This is a genomic window from Paenibacillus sp. FSL H8-0280, from assembly GCF_045040665.1.
GTDB lineage: Bacteria > Bacillota > Bacilli > Paenibacillales > Paenibacillaceae > Paenibacillus > Paenibacillus xylanexedens_A.
The window spans coordinates 1,563,485-1,582,141 of record NZ_CP150296.1; the positions used below are offsets into that span (position 1 = coordinate 1,563,485).

General features: G+C 47.9%; 22 protein-coding genes, 1 tRNA gene and 1 riboswitch. Of the genes, 12 read left to right on the forward strand and 11 right to left on the reverse strand.

Annotated features, from left to right (window positions below; genetic code table 11):
• Positions 1 to 74: 74 nt before the first annotated feature.
• From MHI12_RS06870 to MHI12_RS06895, 6 genes are read right to left on the reverse strand one after another with little or no spacing between them, the layout of a single operon-like run.
• Positions 75 to 1,046 carry an urease accessory protein UreD gene (locus MHI12_RS06870; protein ID WP_405171936.1) on the reverse strand — a complete coding sequence of 324 codons (972 nt, stop codon included), beginning with the start codon at positions 1,044 to 1,046 and terminating at the stop codon, positions 75 to 77.
• The gene (gene ureG, locus MHI12_RS06875; protein ID WP_405171937.1) at positions 952 to 1,671 is read right to left on the reverse strand and encodes an urease accessory protein UreG; all 720 of its coding nucleotides are present in this window, start codon (positions 1,669 to 1,671) and stop codon (positions 952 to 954) included. The genes MHI12_RS06870 and ureG overlap by 95 nt, the downstream gene beginning before the upstream one ends.
• A gap of 33 nt (positions 1,672 to 1,704) precedes the next feature.
• Positions 1,705 to 2,400, reverse strand: coding sequence for an urease accessory protein UreF (locus MHI12_RS06880; RefSeq protein ID WP_405171938.1), 696 nt, complete (start codon positions 2,398 to 2,400; stop codon positions 1,705 to 1,707).
• A gap of 33 nt (positions 2,401 to 2,433) precedes the next feature.
• Positions 2,434 to 4,152 (reverse strand): urease subunit alpha, encoded by a 1,719-nt coding sequence (gene ureC / locus MHI12_RS06885; protein WP_405171939.1) that lies wholly within the window; start codon positions 4,150 to 4,152, stop codon positions 2,434 to 2,436.
• Complete coding sequence (locus tag MHI12_RS06890; protein ID WP_405171940.1) at positions 4,149 to 4,538, reverse strand: urease subunit beta; 390 nt, start codon at positions 4,536 to 4,538, stop codon at positions 4,149 to 4,151. The genes ureC and MHI12_RS06890 overlap by 4 nt, the downstream gene beginning before the upstream one ends.
• A 17-nt stretch (positions 4,539 to 4,555) precedes the next feature.
• Positions 4,556 to 4,858: an urease subunit gamma gene (locus tag MHI12_RS06895; protein WP_036669066.1), complete on the reverse strand. Its 303-nt coding sequence runs from the start codon at positions 4,856 to 4,858 to the stop codon at positions 4,556 to 4,558.
• 261 nt (positions 4,859 to 5,119) lie between these two features.
• Between MHI12_RS06895 and urtA the strand changes: the two genes are divergently transcribed.
• From urtA to urtE, 5 genes are all read left to right on the forward strand, one after another.
• On the forward strand, positions 5,120 to 6,370 hold the full coding sequence (gene urtA, locus MHI12_RS06900) for an urea ABC transporter substrate-binding protein (protein WP_405171941.1): 1,251 nt from the start codon (positions 5,120 to 5,122) through the stop codon (positions 6,368 to 6,370).
• Positions 6,371 to 6,550: 180 nt separating this feature from the next.
• Entirely contained in the window at positions 6,551 to 7,456 is a 906-nt protein-coding gene (urtB, locus tag MHI12_RS06905; RefSeq protein ID WP_405171942.1) for an urea ABC transporter permease subunit UrtB, read from the forward strand.
• A gap of 21 nt (positions 7,457 to 7,477) precedes the next feature.
• Positions 7,478 to 8,569, forward strand: a complete 1,092-nt coding sequence (urtC, locus tag MHI12_RS06910) for an urea ABC transporter permease subunit UrtC (RefSeq protein ID WP_405171943.1) — start codon at positions 7,478 to 7,480, stop codon at positions 8,567 to 8,569.
• A complete protein-coding gene (urtD, locus tag MHI12_RS06915) occupies positions 8,532 to 9,341 on the forward strand; it encodes an urea ABC transporter ATP-binding protein UrtD (RefSeq protein ID WP_405171944.1) in 810 nt (269 codons plus the stop codon). The genes urtC and urtD overlap by 38 nt, the downstream gene beginning before the upstream one ends.
• Positions 9,319 to 10,014: an urea ABC transporter ATP-binding subunit UrtE gene (urtE, locus tag MHI12_RS06920; protein WP_076209466.1), complete on the forward strand. Its 696-nt coding sequence runs from the start codon at positions 9,319 to 9,321 to the stop codon at positions 10,012 to 10,014. Before urtD ends, urtE begins: the two co-directional genes overlap by 23 nt.
• A gap of 30 nt (positions 10,015 to 10,044) precedes the next feature.
• On the opposite strand, the gene MHI12_RS06925 is transcribed toward urtE, so the two are convergent.
• From MHI12_RS06925 to MHI12_RS06935, 3 genes are all read right to left on the reverse strand, one after another.
• Positions 10,045 to 10,680, reverse strand: coding sequence for a hypothetical protein (locus MHI12_RS06925; protein WP_405171945.1), 636 nt, complete (start codon positions 10,678 to 10,680; stop codon positions 10,045 to 10,047).
• Between the two features lie 27 nt (positions 10,681 to 10,707).
• Positions 10,708 to 10,911 carry a hypothetical protein gene (locus MHI12_RS06930; protein WP_017690011.1) on the reverse strand — a complete coding sequence of 68 codons (204 nt, stop codon included), beginning with the start codon at positions 10,909 to 10,911 and terminating at the stop codon, positions 10,708 to 10,710.
• 265 nt (positions 10,912 to 11,176) lie between these two features.
• Positions 11,177 to 11,878, reverse strand: a complete 702-nt coding sequence (locus tag MHI12_RS06935) for an urease accessory protein UreF (protein WP_162158974.1) — start codon at positions 11,876 to 11,878, stop codon at positions 11,177 to 11,179.
• A 443-nt stretch (positions 11,879 to 12,321) separates the two neighbouring features.
• On the opposite strand from MHI12_RS06935, the gene MHI12_RS06940 reads away from it, so the two are divergent.
• Positions 12,322 to 12,404: transfer RNA gene (locus MHI12_RS06940), tRNA-Leu, on the forward strand.
• Between the two features lie 147 nt (positions 12,405 to 12,551).
• On the opposite strand, the gene MHI12_RS06945 is transcribed toward MHI12_RS06940, so the two are convergent.
• Positions 12,552 to 13,031 (reverse strand): glutathione peroxidase, encoded by a 480-nt coding sequence (locus MHI12_RS06945; RefSeq protein WP_036610823.1) that lies wholly within the window; start codon positions 13,029 to 13,031, stop codon positions 12,552 to 12,554.
• Between the two features lie 371 nt (positions 13,032 to 13,402).
• A riboswitch (cyclic di-AMP (ydaO/yuaA leader) is annotated at positions 13,403 to 13,578 on the forward strand.
• Between the two features lie 115 nt (positions 13,579 to 13,693).
• On the opposite strand from MHI12_RS06945, the gene MHI12_RS06950 reads away from it, so the two are divergent.
• Positions 13,694 to 14,092: a hypothetical protein gene (locus MHI12_RS06950; RefSeq protein WP_235193755.1), complete on the forward strand. Its 399-nt coding sequence runs from the start codon at positions 13,694 to 13,696 to the stop codon at positions 14,090 to 14,092.
• A 127-nt stretch (positions 14,093 to 14,219) separates the two neighbouring features.
• The gene (locus tag MHI12_RS06955) at positions 14,220 to 14,903 is read left to right on the forward strand and encodes an HAD family hydrolase (protein ID WP_405171946.1); all 684 of its coding nucleotides are present in this window, start codon (positions 14,220 to 14,222) and stop codon (positions 14,901 to 14,903) included.
• 142 nt (positions 14,904 to 15,045) lie between these two features.
• Here the strand turns inward: MHI12_RS06955 and MHI12_RS06960 are convergent, their stop codons facing one another.
• Positions 15,046 to 16,341, reverse strand: a complete 1,296-nt coding sequence (locus tag MHI12_RS06960) for an Nramp family divalent metal transporter (protein WP_036669231.1) — start codon at positions 16,339 to 16,341, stop codon at positions 15,046 to 15,048.
• Positions 16,342 to 16,740: 399 nt separating this feature from the next.
• On the opposite strand from MHI12_RS06960, the gene MHI12_RS06965 reads away from it, so the two are divergent.
• The 4 genes from MHI12_RS06965 to MHI12_RS06980 all read left to right on the forward strand — a co-directional run bounded on the left by MHI12_RS06965 (position 16,741) and on the right by MHI12_RS06980 (position 18,604).
• Positions 16,741 to 17,160 (forward strand): organic hydroperoxide resistance protein, encoded by a 420-nt coding sequence (locus MHI12_RS06965; protein ID WP_036610819.1) that lies wholly within the window; start codon positions 16,741 to 16,743, stop codon positions 17,158 to 17,160.
• A gap of 210 nt (positions 17,161 to 17,370) precedes the next feature.
• Positions 17,371 to 17,616, forward strand: a complete 246-nt coding sequence (locus MHI12_RS06970; RefSeq protein ID WP_036610816.1) for a zinc ribbon domain-containing protein — start codon at positions 17,371 to 17,373, stop codon at positions 17,614 to 17,616.
• A gap of 99 nt (positions 17,617 to 17,715) precedes the next feature.
• Positions 17,716 to 17,994 (forward strand): hypothetical protein, encoded by a 279-nt coding sequence (locus MHI12_RS06975; protein ID WP_036610814.1) that lies wholly within the window; start codon positions 17,716 to 17,718, stop codon positions 17,992 to 17,994.
• Positions 17,995 to 18,181: 187 nt separating this feature from the next.
• Positions 18,182 to 18,604 carry a thiol-disulfide oxidoreductase DCC family protein gene (locus MHI12_RS06980; RefSeq protein ID WP_405171947.1) on the forward strand — a complete coding sequence of 141 codons (423 nt, stop codon included), beginning with the start codon at positions 18,182 to 18,184 and terminating at the stop codon, positions 18,602 to 18,604.
• Positions 18,605 to 18,657 lie beyond the last annotated feature (53 nt).

Genomic DNA, 18,657 nt, shown 5'->3' on the forward strand with positions numbered 1-18,657 from the left:
CCTCTGGACTAATCCGAACACACTCGGAGACAGTTCAGAGGTTTTTTGGTGTTAACCATGCATGCTTCATGCCCTTATTTACGAAAGACAAGAGTTTCTTTGCCCAGCAGATGGGGGCGGAGTGTGTTCCAGATCTGAAGACATTGCTCCTGAAGCTCCCAGGCTGCCATGCCGAGGAGTCGAACGCCGATGCCTCCGGTTGCCAGCAAACTTGCACCTGCGAGCATTCGTCCATCTGGTGGCAGCGCGGATCTGACTTGCTCCAACTCCGCAGTACCCAGTCCAGGTGCGATCATCCACAACGCAGCGGTATGGGTATAGTGAAGGAGAGACGCGGAGTGTTTGGGATCATCGGTATCCGGTTCGAGTCCGAATCGATCCCAGACAGCCAGTTGTTCACCTTGCCATATCTCCGTCAAGCTACGGTAACGCTCAAATTGGAACGCTTCTCCCCGATGAATCCGTCCGGCAGACCAGATATCTGCATAGGCCAGGATTGCCTGTTCTTCCAGCTCAAAGGTTACAGTGAGCGAAGAAGAACTTCCCTTGAAGGGAATGACACATTCAGGGAAGTATTCCAGCGTGGCCCCTTTTCCCAACCGAAAGTGATGATTAACGGATGAGGGAATGGAAGGTGTAGGATGAAGCCTGGTAGCTGACGTGCTGCTCAGCATGACATGGGTGCCTTCCCCTAATTCCCACTCGGAATGATAATGATCCCCGTTAAGAACTCCGGGCGAGACGTCTGACGTGTACACACATAATTCGGTTCCGCCTCCGGGAGGTCGAAAGGATCGGCTAAACCGGAGCGGTGCGCTGTAATAACGATCAGTCATGACAGTCCGGTCGCCTTGAAAGGCAAAGGTGGCCCGAAGCTCGCTGCGGCGTGTGACGGGCGCACCTGCACTTTCATTCCCATTTATCTCTGTTCCCGTGGGGACAGAAGATGAATTAATGCGAGTGAGTGCCATGTTCATGGCTATGTGAATGCAGATGTGCAGCGGAAGCATCGTCATCCATATATTGATGTTCGAGCCAGTGGACAATCTCGGATACACCTTCACCGCTCATTAGATTAGACATGACATAAGGGCGGCCTTCGCGTACCCGCTCGGTATCATTTTTCATAACTTCCAGGCTTGCTCCAACGTAAGGGGCGAGGTCGGTTTTGTTGATTAACAGCAGATCTGAACGTGTGATGCCGGGACCGCCTTTGCGAGGAAGTTTTTCTCCTTGAGCAACGTCGATAATGTAGATGAACACATCAGCCAGTTCCGGACTGAATGCAGCAGAGAGATTGTCGCCGCCACTCTCGATGAAGATCAATTGCAGATCCGGGAAGCGTTCAATCAACTCGTCAACCGCTTCGAAATTCATGGAGGCATCCTCACGAATAGCCGTGTGCGGGCATCCACCTGTCTCTACGCCGATAATGCGCTCTGGTGCCAGTGCATTCTGACGCAGCAAGATTTCGGCATCTTCCTTGGTATAAATGTCATTGGTGATGACAGCAAGGCTATAACGTGTACGCAGTGCCTTGGACAGCTTCTCCACAAGGGCTGTTTTACCTGAACCTACCGGTCCACCAATTCCAATTCGCATCGGACGACTCCGATCAAATGTCTTACGTTCCCACTCCGGATGATGCGTATGATTAGCTCCTCCACACATAACAATTCCTCCTAGGTTAGATAAATGTTGTAGTTAAGACATAAACAGCCGCGCGGGTAAGGTCTCATGCCGCATGGCGTAGATTTCCTGGGCGATTCCGAAGCTGTGCATATCTTCCGGGTCATTTTCCCGAATGAGAGCCCATTCCGATTCGATATCATCAAGCAGTTTCTGAATCAACATCTGCGCTTCGGTTTGTCCGATGGGCAGCAGGCGAAGTGCGCTGTTCACATAAGCGTTCACTGAGGTATACAGATGCCCGGTAACGGCTTCATCCAATTCAATCTCCAATTGATAGTTAATATAACCGTGAATGGTCGTGATGCCGCAATACGCGCCATGTTCCCGGATAGCCTCATCAATTAGGGAAAAGTCCATCCATGGATAGAGTGAACGGGCCAGTTTGAGCAGTCGTTTTCCCATTTTGTGGCCGCTTTCCCTGAGTTCCCGAGGGGAGCGCTGGGCGTGGACACGTTTGTCATACAGGGCAAGTAGAGCGGCATCTTGCTGTTTTATCGCCTGATAGACGCCTTTGATGGCAAGACCATCTAGTCGTACAAGACTGGAATGAAGCTGGTTGCGAATAAACTGTTCAAGCTGCGCGGTATTCCGCACAGTGCCATCATGCGTGTAAGCTTCCAGACCGAAGGAATGGGAGAAACCACCGATGGGCAGGGCCGAATCCAGCAGCTGAACATAACGGAGTAGCTTCGTGCCACTGTTCATCATGAGTGCCCCCTTATCAGCTAATCCGTATTCCTATCAAAACATAAAGTACCGCTGTGCCATAGGCAACTCGTCTGCGGGTTCACAGGTGAGAAGTTCGCCGTCGGCGCGTACTTTATAGGTTTCGGGATCGACTTCAATGACAGGGGTGACGTCGTTATGAATCATGTCTTTTTTGCTGACTGAGCGACAGCCTTTGACGGGTTCAACCCGTTTCTTCAGGCCCAAAGACTCTTTGATCCCCGCATCTGCTGCGGCTTGGGAGACAAAGGTGATTGATCCGCTGGAGATGGCGCTACCATAGGCTCCGAACATGGGTCTGCCAAATACCGGCTGAGGTGTCGGGATGGATGCATTGGGATCACCCATCTGGGCGAATGTAATCATGCCACCTTTGATGACAATCTCGGGTTTAACTCCGAAGTAGGCTGGTTTCCATACAATTAGATCGGCCAACTTTCCAACTTCCACCGAACCGACGAGATGACCGATTCCGTGTGCAATAGCTGGATTGATGGTGTACTTGGCGACATATCGCTTGATCCGATCGTTATCGGAGGGTGAATCCGGGTTGAGTTCAAGTTTGCCGCGCTGTTTTTTCATTTTGTCGGCTGTCTGCCAGGTACGGATAATGACTTCGCCCACTCGGCCCATGGCCTGTGAATCGGAGCTGATGATGCTGAACACGCCAAGATCATGCAAAATGTCTTCGGCTGCGATGGTTTCGGGACGAATCCGCGAATCGGCAAAAGCTACATCTTCCGGGATGGAAGGGTCCAGGTGATGACACACCATCAACATATCGAGATGCTCTTCTACAGTGTTGCGTGTGTACGGTCGTGTTGGGTTGGTTGATGAGGGGATAACGTAGGACTCCCCAGCGGCCCGGATAATATCCGGTGCGTGTCCGCCACCAGCGCCTTCCGTGTGGTACGTGTGAATCGTCCGGCCGTTGATCGCAGCCAGCGTGTTTTCGAGAAATCCGGTTTCATTCAGTGTATCGGTATGGATAGCCACTTGAACATCATGTTCCCCGGCAGCAGTCAGGCAGGCATCGATAGCACTAGGGGTGGTGCCCCAATCCTCATGCAGCTTCAGGCCGATTACACCCGCTTCAATCTGTTCGATTAAAGGTGCGGTACTGGAACTGTTGCCTTTGCCGAGGTAACCGATGTTCATGGGAAAAGCCTCTGCCGATTCTAACATCCGGTGGATGTGCCAGGCTCCTGGTGTGCAGGTGGTGGCTTTGGTTCCTGTTGCGGGTCCTGTTCCGCCGCCGATCATGGTCGTGACCCCGGAGGATAATGCAGTCTGAATCTGCTGTGGGCAGATGAAATGAATATGGGTATCTATGCCGCCAGCGGTTACAATCATGCCTTCACCGGCGATGATTTCGGTGGAAGCACCGATGACCAGTGCGGGATGAACACCATCCATTGTATCCGGGTTACCGGATTTGCCAATGGCGCAGATGTGACCATCTCGAATGCCGATATCGGCTTTTACAATGCCCCAATGATCGATAATGATAGCGTTGGTGATAACAGTATCAGGAGTGCCGTCGCTTCGCAGAGCAGTGGTGGACTGGCCCATTCCGTCGCGGATAACTTTACCACCTCCGAACTTGCTCTCATCTCCGTATACGGCATAATCATGTTCAATCTCTGCCCATAGTTCGGTATCCGCAAGTCTTACGGCATCACCGGTTGTGGGTCCAAACATCGACGCGTATTGTTCACGGCTCATTCGTTTCATGAAGGTTCACCTCCATCTTGTATGGGAGGAGAGAACGTCTTCAGGAATGCCTCCAGTTTCTGTGGATCAGGAGCTTGATCCGCAGAGCCTTCGGTTAGTCCGTTGAACCCGTGAATCTGGCGTTTGCCACCAAAGGTCGTGAGTTCAACCGGTTTCTCTTCACCGGGTTCGAAGCGAACTGCGGTGCCTGCCGGAATGTGCAGGCGATGTCCAAAAGCTGACGTGCGATCAAAGTCCAGTGCTGCATTAACTTCATAGAAGTGAACGTGAGAGCCGACTTGGACGGGGCGGTCGCCGCGGTTAAGGACAAGGAGTCGTAGGGTTAAACGATCCGGATGACAGATGATGTCGTCATCTGGCTTCAAACGGTATTCACCAGGAATCATGGTTTCTCCTGCCTTTCTCAGCGTATAGGTTCATGTACGGTAACCAGTTTTGTACCGTCAGGAAATGTGGCTTCTACCTGTACTTCAGGAATCATATCGGGAACACCATCCATACAGTCTTCACGTGTCAGGATGGTGCCTCCGTATCTCATTAATTCGGCAACACTCATTCCATCCCGTGCTCGTTCCATCAGTTCGGAGGTCAACAAGGCGATGGCTTCGGGAACATTCAACTTGAGTCCGCGTGCTCTTCGTTCACGGGAGAGGTTAGCGGCCACGGTAATCAGGAGTTTTTCCTTTTCCTGCTCAGTCCAGTGCAAGGCAATCCGACCTTTCGCTTATAATGTCTGATATGTTCATGGATCATGTTATATGTTAAATATACTCACACAGGGTGAATCCTTTGTCAATAAGCTTCAAGGCATTTTAGCAGTATGCATGAAACGAGTAGGCATGAAATAAAATTATGTAAGCTATATTGACATGAAGAGTGTGACCCTCCATAATTTGGATCAACGAACATTTCGGACGCAAATGACCTTAATGTTCGTCAATAGACTAAAAAAAGGGAGTGTAGGCTATTGAAGAAGAGGTCGGTCAAGTTATGGAGTATTTTGCTCGGTGCGGTCATTGTGATGACAGGATGTGTGGAGGGCGCTGCGCCGCCTGAAGCCTCGGGTTCAGGTGGTACAGGAGAGCCGGCTGCATCCGGTGATACGATTAAAGTTGGCATTCTTCACTCTCTCAGCGGAACGATGGCGATCAGTGAGGTATCTGTTAAAGATGCGGAGATGCTTGCCATTGAAGAGATTAACGCCGCGGGCGGAGTTTTGGGTAAACAGATCGAGCCTGTAATTGAGGATGGCGCTTCGGATTGGCCTACTTTTGCGGAGAAGGCTGGAAAGTTACTGCAACAGGATAAGGTCGCTGCTGTATTTGGTGGATGGACCTCTGCAAGTCGGAAGGCTATGCTCCCGGTGTTTGAACAGAATAAAGGTTTATTGTTTTACCCGGTGCAATATGAGGGATTGGAATCGTCGCCAAATATTTTTTATACAGGAGCAACAACAAATCAGCAGATCGTTCCATCCGTAACCTGGTTACTGGAGAACAGGGGCAAGACGTTTTATCTGCTCGGTTCAGATTATGTATTCCCGAAAACGGCCAATCAGGTCATTAAGGCACAACTCGTAGCAGAGGGCGGCGAAGTGGTGGGTGAAGAATACACACCGCTGGGCCATACCGATTACAGTACCATCATAAGCAAAATCAAAGCTGCGAAGCCGGATATTGTATACAATACGCTGAACGGTGATAGTAATGTGGCCTTCTTCAAACAATTGAAGGATGCCGGAATCTCCTCGGATCAGATGACGACCCTCTCGGTAAGTGTGGCGGAGGAAGAAATCCGTGGTATTGGCGCAGACGTATTGAAGGGACATCTGGCTTCGTGGAATTATTATCAGACAACAGATACGCCTGAGAATACAACATTTGTTGCCAAATATAAAGAAAAATACGGCGCTGATCGAGTGACAGCTGATCCGATTGAAGCGGGATATGTGGCGGTTTATCTCTGGAAGGCGGCGGTGGAAAAAGCAGGATCAACCGACGTGGAGAAGGTGAAGGCAGCTGCCAAGGGTCTGGAGTTTGATGCTCCGGAAGGTAAGGTAACCGTGGATGGAGAGAATCAGCATATCTACAAAACCGTACGGATCGGTGAGGTGCAGGAAGATGGGCAGTTCAAGGAATTGTGGAATTCTGGTGAGCCTGTCAAGCCGGACCCTTATCTGAAAACGTATGAATGGGGAGCTTCCCTCAGCGCTAAATAACATAGAAACCTCGCAATAAAACAGGTAACTCGATTCAATGCAGCCGAAACATAAACGAGGGTGTGTCAACACATCCTCTCACCGTATCGCGGTAAAGCGTTACTGTGATGTGAGAAGTGTTGCTGCCGCTAATTTAAGTTGTTAAATGTCGAGAGTCACGGTATGGAGGAGGGGATAGCGATGGATATGTTTATCCTGCAGATGTTCAACGGTCTGAGTATCAGTTCAATTCTGTTGTTGATTGCATTGGGGCTTGCAGTAACGTTTGGGCTGATGAATGTCATCAATATGGCTCACGGTGAACTGATCATGATTGGTGCATATGCAACGTATGTAACACAAAATCTGTTCATGTCCTATGCTCCAGCGGCGTGGTTTGGTGCCTACTTTGTTGTGGCTCTACCGATTGCGTTCATTGTAGCTGCTCTGATTGGCTGGTTGCTTGAAGTGGTGCTGATCCGGCATCTATATGGCAGGCCGCTGGACAGTCTGCTTGCGACATGGGGTGTAGGCATGATGCTGCAACAACTGGCCCGTACGATATTCGGAGCGCCAAATGTGGGAGTATCCAGTCCGGCTTGGCTCAATGGGGGATGGGCGATCTCGGATGGTATTGTATTTCCGTATAAACGAATTTTTATTATCGCACTGGTTGCGGTTGTGCTGTTGTGCATGTATCTCTATATCTATCGAACGTCTTCCGGAAGACGAATGAGGGCTGTTATGCAAAATCGGAGCATGGCGGGGTGTCTTGGGATTTCGACCCGGCGAGTGGATGGCATGACCTTTGCGATTGGTTCGGGCATTGCCGGAATTGCTGGCTGTGCATTAACGCTCATTGGTCCGATTGGTCCTTCACTTGGTACGTATTATATTGTGGATGCCTTCATGGTCGTTGTCCTGGGTGGTGTGGGAAAATTGGTCGGAACCGTGTGTGGTGCATTGGGGATTGGTATGTTCAACACGCTATTCGAAACCTATACATCGGCTTCCATTGGCAAGGTGCTCGTGTTTGTATGTATCGTTGCTTTTCTGCAATGGAAACCACGCGGTTTGGTCGCGATGCGTACACGAAGTCTCGATTAACGTGAAAAAGGGGGTTAGTTCATGTCCGCTTTACTCAAGACTGGCAGTCTGAAAATGAGGATTATCTGGGCGGTTGTACTCATCATGATGTGTCTTGCTCCACTGATCTCCACGGAGTTTCGTCTAAGTCTGTTAGCCAAGTTTTTGGCGCTGGCAATCCTGGCCATTGGTCTCGATCTGATCTGGGGTTATGGGGGTGTGTTGAGTCTTGGGCATGGTGTGTTCTTTGGGCTAGGTGGATACGCGATGGCGATGTATCTGAAGCTTCAGGCCAGTGGAGCAACGCTTCCTGACTTCATGGGATGGAGTGGTCTCAGTGGTCTGCCATGGTTCTGGGAACCATTTCGCTCTTTCCCGGTGGCGCTGTTATTGGGGATAGCCCTTCCGGCATTGCTTGCCTTTGCCCTGGGGTGGTTTACGTTCCGTAACCGAATCACCGGTGTTTATTTTACCATCCTGACTCAAGCCTTGGTTCTTATTACGGTAACACTCTTTGTTGGTAAACAGGAATGGACGGGTGGAACAAATGGCATTACCGGATATAATTCGATCTTTGGTTTTACACTTCATTCCGCTGGAACGACGATTGCTCTCTACTATATAACGCTTGCTGTTCTGGTGATCGCTTATATGCTCTGTCGTCGAATGGTGAACAGTCGGTTCGGTCAAGTGCTCGAAGCTGCGCGGGATGGAGAGAATCGAGTGCGATTCCTTGGATATGATCCGGCAGGATATAAAACGCTGGCTTTTGCTTTTTCCGGTGCGCTTGCAGGCATCGCGGGCATGTTGTTTGTTCTGCAGGTGGGTATTATCTCGCCATCAATGATGGGGATTGTACCCTCCATTGAGATGGTCCTGTGGGTTGCATTGGGTGGTCGTGGTACGCTTATTGGAGCGATCATCGGAGCGGTGGTGCTGAATGCAGCCAAAACAGGCATAAGTGAGGCTTATCCCGAAGGGTGGCTGTTTGTCATTGGTGGGCTCTTTGTAACGGTAGTTTTGTTCATGCCAAACGGTATTGTAGGTGTATATCGTCATGTCGTTCGCTTGCTGAAGCGGAGAGGAGAGAGTGCGCATGTCCAAGTCACTCGGGAAAAACCTAAAGTCTACTGAGGAATCAGCGGTGTTGGTAGCCGAGGATATTACGGTGGCCTTTGGTGGGTTCGTTGCTGTCAAAGGCATGAATCTGAAGCTGCATGAACATGACCTGCATTTTCTGATCGGACCCAATGGTGCTGGGAAAACAACGATGCTGGATGTGATATGCGGCAAAACAAAACCCATGTCCGGCTCGGTGAAGATGGCGGATGGCACGGAATTAACACGACTGAAGGAGCACCAGATTGTTCGCAAAGGTGTGGGACGCAAATTCCAGGCACCATCCATCTTTGCGGGTCTGACGGTGCAGGAGAATCTGACACTGGCGGCGGAGACTCGCCGTTCTCCTTTGCAAGCCATCGGTATTCGGAGATATGGGAAAATGAGTGCTGCCATGGAGGTTGTTACCCACCAGATTGGTCTGCAAGACCGCGTTGATGCTCGTGCAGGAGCGTTGTCACATGGGGAGAAGCAGTGGCTGGAGATTGGCATGCTGCTTCTGCAGGAGCCGCGAGTGTTGTTGCTGGACGAACCAGCCGCAGGCATGACGGATGAAGAAACACACAAGACCGGGCGACTTCTGCAAGAGATTGCGCGTGAACGCTCGGTTGTGGTGGTGGAGCATGATATGGAGTTTGTGCGAGAGTTCGCAGCTAAGGTAACGGTGATGCATGAAGGGAAACTGCTGAAGGAAGGTACGATGACGGAGGTACAGGCAGACCCGAAAGTGGCAGAAGTGTATCTGGGCAAAAGGAGGGATGACCATGCTGTCGCTGCAACGAATTGAATCCGGCTACGGGGAAAGCAATGTGCTTCGTGGTGTGAACCTGGATGTACAGCCTGGACAGGTGGTGTGTCTGATGGGCCGTAACGGTGTAGGGAAAACAACGTTGATGAAAACATTAATGGGGCTGCTCAAAACACGCAAGGGCAGTATTCAGTGGCAAAATCAGGAGTTATCCACCTTGGACACAGCCAAGAGGGCAAGGGCAGGGATTGGTTATGTACCGCAGGGGCGGGAAATTTTCCCGCAGCTTACGGTGAAAGAAAATTTATTGCTCGGTCTGGAGACAAGTGCGCCGGGAGTAAAAACGTTCCCAGAGGATGTACTGGCGATGTTTCCAGTGCTTGCTACGATGTATGGACGGCAGGGGGGGGATCTGAGTGGTGGACAGCAGCAACAGTTGGCATTTGCCCGGGCATTGGCTTCGCGTCCGGGGTTGTTGCTCCTTGATGAGCCGACAGAAGGCATTCAGCCTTCTATCGTGGAGGACATTCGGCAGGTTATTTTGCAGCTCAAGGCAAAGGGGAACCTCTCGGTTCTGCTGGTAGAGCAGAGTATTGATTTTGTACGAAGTGCCGCAGATTACATCTATATCATGGACAAAGGAACCATAACCCTGCATGGGACACCGCAAGAACTGGATATGTCGCAGTTTGAACATCATCTCTCCGTATAGTTATAGTTAGTCGGCGAGAGGAGAAAGGTTTCAGGAACGCTTGTCCAGGATATTCGAGTATTTCGGATATAACCGCCGGATGCATTCCGGACAGATGTCATGGGTGAATTCGGCGTGGGTATGCTTCTCCAGATAACTCTCAACGGAGTTCCAGTGTTCCTCTTCGTCCTTGATTTGTTTGCAGACGGCGCAAATAGGCAGCAGTCCGCGCAATGTGCGCACTTCAGACAATGCCTTCTTCAATTGGTGTTCTGTCTTTCTCTGTTCGGTAATATCCATGTGTGCAATCAAAGCGAGATCGGTATCCAGAATTGAATTTGCATAAGATAGAGGGGTGAGTTCTACACGAAACCACCTCTTTTCGTTGTATACAGTATACACGCAGATGTCATATGTATGATTTCGATTAAAGGGTATTCCGCGTTCTTTCAAATTCTGTGCGACAAGTGCCATGTTAGCGTTCTTGCCTCGTTTTGCCCAGGCTTCCGTCAGATTCAGGTAATGTCTATGACTACCGTGTATATCCGGGTTTGGTGAGCATTGACCGAGTCCCTGTTGCCAGGCACGGTTACAACTTTGGATAATCCAATTGTCATCAACGATGATGAGCTGGTGACGTATGGACTGGAACGACAGCCTCTCCAGATCGGATGTAACATGTCTCATGGATGAGACCCTCCTTTGGCAGAAATCTTATCTCAGTTCATCTGGAATATCCAAAATATCAGCGACCAGGTGCCTGAATCGGGTTGCTTTGCGTGTGCCGTGAATAAGATTGGATAAACGATAGGGTGGGATGCCATGCTGTTCACAAAAGGTCTTCTGGTCCACTTGAAGTTCGGTTAGCCGTCGTTTGATGGCCCAGCCGAACGGAGTAACTGGTTTCTTCTTGTTCAAAAGGGTTCACCCCTGGTTAGAATGTAGTATTCAGCCGCCCTTTCTTCATGTAGAATATATAGAAATGCGAGCTGTATGTTTCATTATATACGCAAATTCGTCATCTAACAATTAAAAAAGACGGAAAAAAGTGTATTTTGTGATGATAAATGGCGTAAATACGTAAATAAAACAAATAAAATGACAAAAAACACGTCGGCAAGGAGGTTGCCGCGTGTTTTTAGTTTGTCTGAATGAAGGGGAGTAGATATGAGGAGGAAGAGGATTAGGCCCTGTAGGCATGAAGTCCAGCTCCGAGCATATGGAAACTGGGGAAAAACGATTTCATGGACATCGAGGTTGGCTGTGCCAGTCCATCCGCAGCCGAGGCGCTGACGGTCTTCCATTCATTCTCCAGATCTGTGGCCAGGCGGACCATCAGATCCTTGGTTGTATCGTTGTTCAGGGGAATGACTTTGGAGGCTTCGGTTATGCAGGCATTCATGGCTGAATGCAGGTAACCAAGGACCGCCTCCTCGACCGGGATGTCGAGGTGGTGGTTAATCCAGGCGTGAACAGTGGAGAGGCAGCCAACCGAATCGTATTTGGCAAAGATCTGTTCGAGCTGGCTGAATTCAATCCAGGGGTGCAGAGCGCGTGCAAGTCTGATCAATCGTTTACCCATGGCGGCAGCTTGTTCTCTGAGATCTCCAGGGGTTCGCTGAACATGGACGAGCTTGTCGATCAGAGCTATCCGCCATGTATCCTTGTGATCTGCTGCGGTATAGATGCCTTTGATGGCCATACCTTCAAGACGGACGATGCTGGGATGCAACTGACAACGCATGAATGATTCGAGATCTTCAGCATTACGAATGGTACCCTCCCTGATATGGATATCCATGCCGAAGGAATGGGTGAACCCTCCAACCTGAATAGAGGAATCAAGCAGTTTGACATAATCGAGCAGCTTATTCCCACGGTTCACAATCATTCGCCTCCTGTGTTCGTTAAATGTCACTTAAAGTGACATTTATATTCCTTTTGTTTGCTTTATGTTTAAAAATCCGAATTATATGGTAGTTATCATCCCATAAATGTCCGCTTTTTGTCAATAGTATCCGTGAAATTTAATGGATTAAATTTGTAATTCAATATTTTTGTTATTTTATATAACTCACCGTGTTATTTATATGGCGAAGTGCAGGGAGGACCATATATAAGGAAGGACTATATATAAATGAATCAATAAGATCGACTCATACCGAAAAAGAGGGGATCAAATCTAATAATATGCAGTTCATGGGTAAAGATGACGAGATTATGCGATTTTTGATGAAAATGCCTAGCTGAAAAAGAAGTATTAAAAAATACTTTACTTTTAGTTCTGAACCCGGTATAATCAATTCTGTTGCCGATTATTTACGACATGCGGTCGTGGTGGAATGGCAGACACGCTATCTTGAGGGGGTAGTGGGCGTATGCCCGTGGAGGTTCGAGTCCTCTCGACCGCATCATATGAACGATTAAAAAGAAGCTTTCCGTTATTGGAAAGCTTCTTTTTTGTCTTTTTCGAACAGTATAACATCAAAGTTGAGAAAAAAAGCCATCCATTACCGGGGCAATACTGCTCTACCTTCCGGCTACGGGTGGCCTGTGTATTATTTTTGCAGCAAGTTCTTGATATCTTCTTCAATCTTGTCCGGTGTTGTTTTGGGAGCATAACGTTTAATGACCTGTCCGTTCTGATCCACAAGGAATTTGGTGAAATTCCATTTGATTGCTTTGGAGCCGAGCAGGCCAGGAGCTTCTGTACTAAGGTGTTGGAAAAGAGGGTGAGCGCTTGATCCGTTCACATCAATTTTCTCAAACATGGGGAAGCTCACGCCATAATTCATCTGACAGAACTCGGCAATATCGTCGGAAGATCCTTTTTCCTGTGCAAACTGGTTACTTGGGAAACCAAGAACTTCAAATGGAGCATCTTGAAACTTGTCTTGCAGTTCTTGAAGACCTTTGAATTGAGGGGTAAGGCCGCATGAGCTTGCCGTATTCACGATCAGGAGCACTTTGTCACGGTAGTCGGACATTTCAACTTCTTGACCGCGAAGGGTATTCACTTTGTAATCGTAGACTGTCATCTAAATCGCCTCCATTTATTTACTCTTATATCTTCTATTATATTGGTTACAATTAAATATTGCAAAACTAATATGGTGTTAAAAGAATCAAAACAGGCAAGTTGTGCGGAATACGTGAATGAATTGCGAAGGGATTTTCGTCAGAGTGAGAATTAGATAGCCTTGAAGAGATGGATAGAGTATAACCTTATTGTAAGCGTTATTATGGATGAGTATTGGCAAAAATCTGCCGATTCGGTGATCTGTGAGGACTTTACACCGTCATGGCACGGGTGTATGATTCATAACGTAATTTCAATTTAAACTAAATTGTATATGAAAAACGAAACAAACGATAATATCGCTCGATCTTATCTTAAGATATACGAACGATGTTTTAATCGCTGAGTTTCCATTCATTCATGAGTGGAAAACGGGGGAACCAACGGAATGCGCTGTCCAGGACAGTAGGCATTCATGGGGTGAATTTTCCGGTGACAGCCGGAAATAGGGCGACTCTCGCGCCCGAATCCGTCAGCTAACCTCGTAAGCGTTAAAGGGAGAGGCAACAAGCCGTACGCTGGTTCATGGCGTTTTCGCCATGGATTCTTTAAGAAGCGTTCGGGAGGCCTTGGTCCCCCACGCTTCTTTTTTGTTGTCTTTTCACGCCAAGGGAGGAACGAATGATGGATACTGAGATGATCTTAGTGACTGCTCCAAATGAAGCAGGACGCAAATTTATCAAATTACTGATGTACAAAAAAATGCCGTTTGCCGTTCTAACCAACAGTGCAGGGGAAGAGCGCAGACTCCGTAGAATCGGAGTAGAACATGTCATTCGCATGAACACGGCTGCAGCTCAAAAATGGTTTTTGCCGCAGGGCAGCGTAGGCAACGTGTTTATTTTCGAAAACAGCCTGAATCTGACCTGTCGTTATTTACAGATCTGCCGTTCATGGACATCGAAATCCCTGTGCGTCATTACGGAGCAAAGCCATCCAAAGGGCATCTATCGGGGCATGGGCGCAGACCGGATTGTATATTCGCTCAATGGGGAAGTTGGCTTTCTCCTCAATGGTTAATGCCATAGCTTGTGATTGCTCAGGTGTAAGGTGCCTGTTATAATTGAATGTATCGATAAACGGAAGTTTGAGGAGACTCATGCATGATGGTGAGTCTTCTTTTTTATGGTTACAAGGAGGAATTGGCGTGCCGGATGTAGGTGGATTAAAATGGTTGTTTTTTGATGTTGGAGATACGCTGGTGGATGAATGGGAGCCGGTTGATGATATTATCGGACAGTTCGTCCGTGAAGCTTGTGCTTTAGGGTATCCAGTGAAAATTGATGCGGTACGCGAACTGTTTGCCAACTGTTACCGAAAATATGAGCAATGGCCGATGAGAGTGGCGATTCGCACATTCGTTGAAGACGAGGGACACCAGAAACAGATTCAGGACAAGCTGAAGTTTCAAAAAGATCTTGAACGTCCTTTTCCTTCAGCGGATTCCGTTCTTCAGCAGTTGTCACGGCATTATCGCATTGGCATTATTGCCAATCAGAGTCCAGGAACGGAAGAGAGACTGGAGAGCTACGGCTTGCGGAAGTATGTTGATGTTCTGGCATGTTCGGCTGAAGAAGGAGTGTCCAAGCCAGACCCTGAGTTATACGCTGTGGCCTTGAAACAGGCCGGTTGTGAACCGGAGGAAGCTGTCATGATCGGCGATCGGATCGATAACGACATTATACCTGCTCAGAATCTGGGCATGCGGACGATTCGAATTATGCAGGGTTACGGAAGATTCCAGCCAGAATTATCGGATGACCAACGTGCGGATTGGACTGTTGATTCATTGGATCAACTCTTGCCGTTACTGATGCCAAATCAGGATTAGATTCAGATGGTTGTTTATTGGAGTTTGAGTTTTACTATAAAAGGAAACACCTTGCTATATTGCAACAATAAAGGCTGATCAACTTGGGTATAAAATACCGGAGTTGATCAGCCTTTTTAGTAACGAGTCGATTTGAACGAGATTAGAACAAACGGATCGTCTGAATGATCAGATATACATTCAGTACAACGATAATCGCGGCAATGACCCATGAGATGATTTTGAGCCACAATTTGTTGGCGAATGCACCCATGCTTTTTTTATCACTTGTGAACATCACCAGGGGAATTACAGCAAAGGGCAATTGAAGCGACAGCACGACCTGGCTCAGAATGAGCAGTTCTTCTGTGCCATGTTCTCCTGCAATGGCTGTCACAATTACCGCCGGGATGATGGCGATCAGACGTGTGACCAGTCTGCGCAGCCAAGCCGGAATTCGAATGTTCAGAAAACCTTCCATAACGATCTGCCCAGCGAGTGTACCTGTAAGGGTAGAGTTCTGACCTGATGCTAACAGCGCCACACCGAACAGGATACTTGCAACCGTAGTACCTAATAGAGGTGTCAGCAGATGATAGGCATCTGCGATCTCGGCAACCTGCGTCATACCAGCACTGTGGAATACAGCAGCAGATACAATCAGGATAGCCGCATTGATGAACAGGGCCAGTGTCAACGCGATCGTAGAATCCATGGTCGAGTACCGAATGGCTTCTTTTTTGCCCTGTGGTGTCTGTTCGATCTGACGGGTCTGCACAATGGAAGAATGCAGGTACAGATTATGCGGCATCACGGTTGCTCCGATAATACCAATGGCGATATAGAGCATAGCCGGATTTTGCAGAATCTCAACATTTGGTACAAAACCATGGAGAACACCGCCCATATCCGGTTTCGCCAGAAACAGGTCAATGCCGAAGCAGAGGGCTATGGTTGCCATCAGCACAATGACGAGAGTTTCCAGAGCGCGGAAACCTTTGTTTTGCAGTACAAGAATCAGGAGTACATCGACTGCGGTGATAATAACGCCGTATAACATGGGGATGTTAAATAACAGCTTTAACGCGATGGCAGAACCAATGACTTCAGCCAGATCGGTGGCTGCAATGGCAAGCTCACACAGTATCCATAACATCATGACAACAGGCATGCTGAATCGTTCACGACAGGCTTGAGCCAGATCCCGTCCAGTGACGATGCCGAGCTTGCCAGCCAGCGACTGAAGGACAACGGCCATCAGGTTCGATAACAGGATAACGGATAACAAGGTATACCCGAACTGCGAGCCGCCTGCGATATCTGTTGCCCAGTTCCCGGGGTCCATGTAACCTACGGCAACGAGGTATCCTGGGCCTACAAAGGCGAGGAATTTCTTCCACCATGCAGCATTCTGCGGAACTTTCATGGAACTATGTGCTTCTCCAAGGGAAGGGGCCATGCCCGCAGTAGATAATGATTCTCTTGAAGGAGCGTTGAACGGATTTTTTTTACTCATACGATAATCACCTGACTTTGAATTATTGATTTGGAGATATTGATGCGGGACAACCCGCTCTTGATATATCTAAGTTTTTATGTTTATTGTTACATTGTACTCCTTCAATTATTTTTGTCTAGTGCAACTTTTATGTATCAGCACAAAATTTCGGTTGTAGCTTGAAGATGCCCCTTCGTATATTACCCAACCTTAGGGAAAATACAGCCATGGCATTGAAATGCATGAAAATAATAAAGTTGTAAAAGCTGATAAAGATACAAAATTGCGTTTCAAAATGAGCCAGAAGTTTAAATTGAAAGGAAGGCAGTAAAAACTATATGGATAAGGGAGAGATTCTTAATGGAAGCTTTATATACAGCAGTAGCGACAGTTAAAGGTGGACGTACAGGTTCGGTGACTTCTTCGGATGGCGTGCTTAAGCATGATCTGAAAATGCCAAAAGAGCTTGGTGGCTCCGGTGGTGAAGGTACTAACCCTGAGCAGCTTTTTGCCGCTGGATATGGAGCATGTTATGAAAGTGCCCTTGCCAATGTAGCACGCAAAGCAGGTGTGAAATTGGAGGATGTGGTCGTTACAAGTAACGTATCCATTGGTAAAGACCCTGCGGATGACGGTTTCCAGCTGTCTGTTCGTCTGGACGTTAGCATGCCTGGTGTAGATCACAGTCAAGCAGAGGAACTGGCCCGCAAGGCGCATGATTTCTGTCCATATTCCAAAGCAACACGCGGCAACATTGATGTTGTATTAAACGTAGTTTAAGATTTGACTCCTGGTAAGTAAAGGGAACATATAGAGCAGGGTATTCCAGATACCTGATGTTCGACTACAAAGCCCTGCTGGCAATCGGCAGGGTTTTGTGTTGATCTTCATATAAGGATATGATGCAGGAGATTAGATGCCAGATCGCGTACTATTTTACATAATTGCACTCTCACTTCATGCTACACATTCCATAAAGGGGGAACGAAGATGAGTATTGAAGAGATGATCGAGCGGCGATTTGTGTGTACAAAATGCAGAGGCACGGATTGTAACATTAAGGAAGTTTCCATGTCAGGAGCAGGCCTGAGCAAGATGTTTGATATACAGCATAACCACTACCTGTTCGTGGCTTGTGCTTCCTGCGGGTATGTTGAAGTATTTGATCCGGATGTCTTGAAAGGGAAAAAACAGGGACAGGTAGGGACTATTCTGGATATTCTGTTTGGCGGGTAGACATGCGCGAGTTGACATTGATCTGAATTTTCTTTAATATAACTTAGTACTGAGTAGTGTCATTGCATGAACCAAATTTGAATTAAACAGGTGATATCCATGTCTTATAGACCGCGTATTGCAGATTTAGAATTAGCTTATGGTAACAAGGAAGACGGATTGTATGAATTCAAAATGAATTTGGTAGACGGTACAAAATGCCGTGTATTCTACACCCGTTCCCCGGAATGGAAGATGACCAATATCAGCCGTCTGCAGAAAACGCCTTGTCCAGTATGTCGCAAAGATTTCATTTGCAAATGTATGGACCAGTGGGCAAGTGACCTGCATCAACAGATGATCGATGACCAATGGATGGAAAAGGCAGTTACGGAGTAATTGTCGGACAGATACGAGCGTGGGCACAATGCCTGCGCTCTTTTTCTTTATATTTCCCATTATGCGTGTTCAAAAAGAGCGGTGTTCAGTCTTTTTGAACTACCTCTAGAAATAAATTTAGAATTAGTGAACAAGATGGCCCAGATTGGGTAAGTTACTCTAACCGCAACAATAGGAGGCAGCCAATATGACAGCAAATCAAACAGATGTGCATCAGGGACATCCGATCGTACTGGTGGATGGTGTCTGTCACTTCTGCCAGGGCTTAACCAAATGGATTATCAAGAATGACCCGGAAGGAAAATATCATTTTGCATCGCTTCAATCGGATGTAGCCAAGGAACTGCTGGCGAAGGGCAATTTGTCGACAGACAGTATGGATACCTTTGTGCTGATTGAAAATGGAAAATACTATACACGTTCAACCGCCGCACTGCGATTGGCTAAGGGTCTGAAGTTTCCTTATCCGTTGTTATATGTGTTCATTATTGTGCCGAAATTTATTCGTAATGCAGTCTATAACTGGGTTGCTCGCAACCGTTATCGCTGGTTTGGCAAGGATGAAGCGTGCATGTTGCCTACCCCAGAGATCAAAGATCGATTTTTATGATTAATAACGGAAATAATTGGGTAATGACTACAGATCATATCTATTTTGGGAGG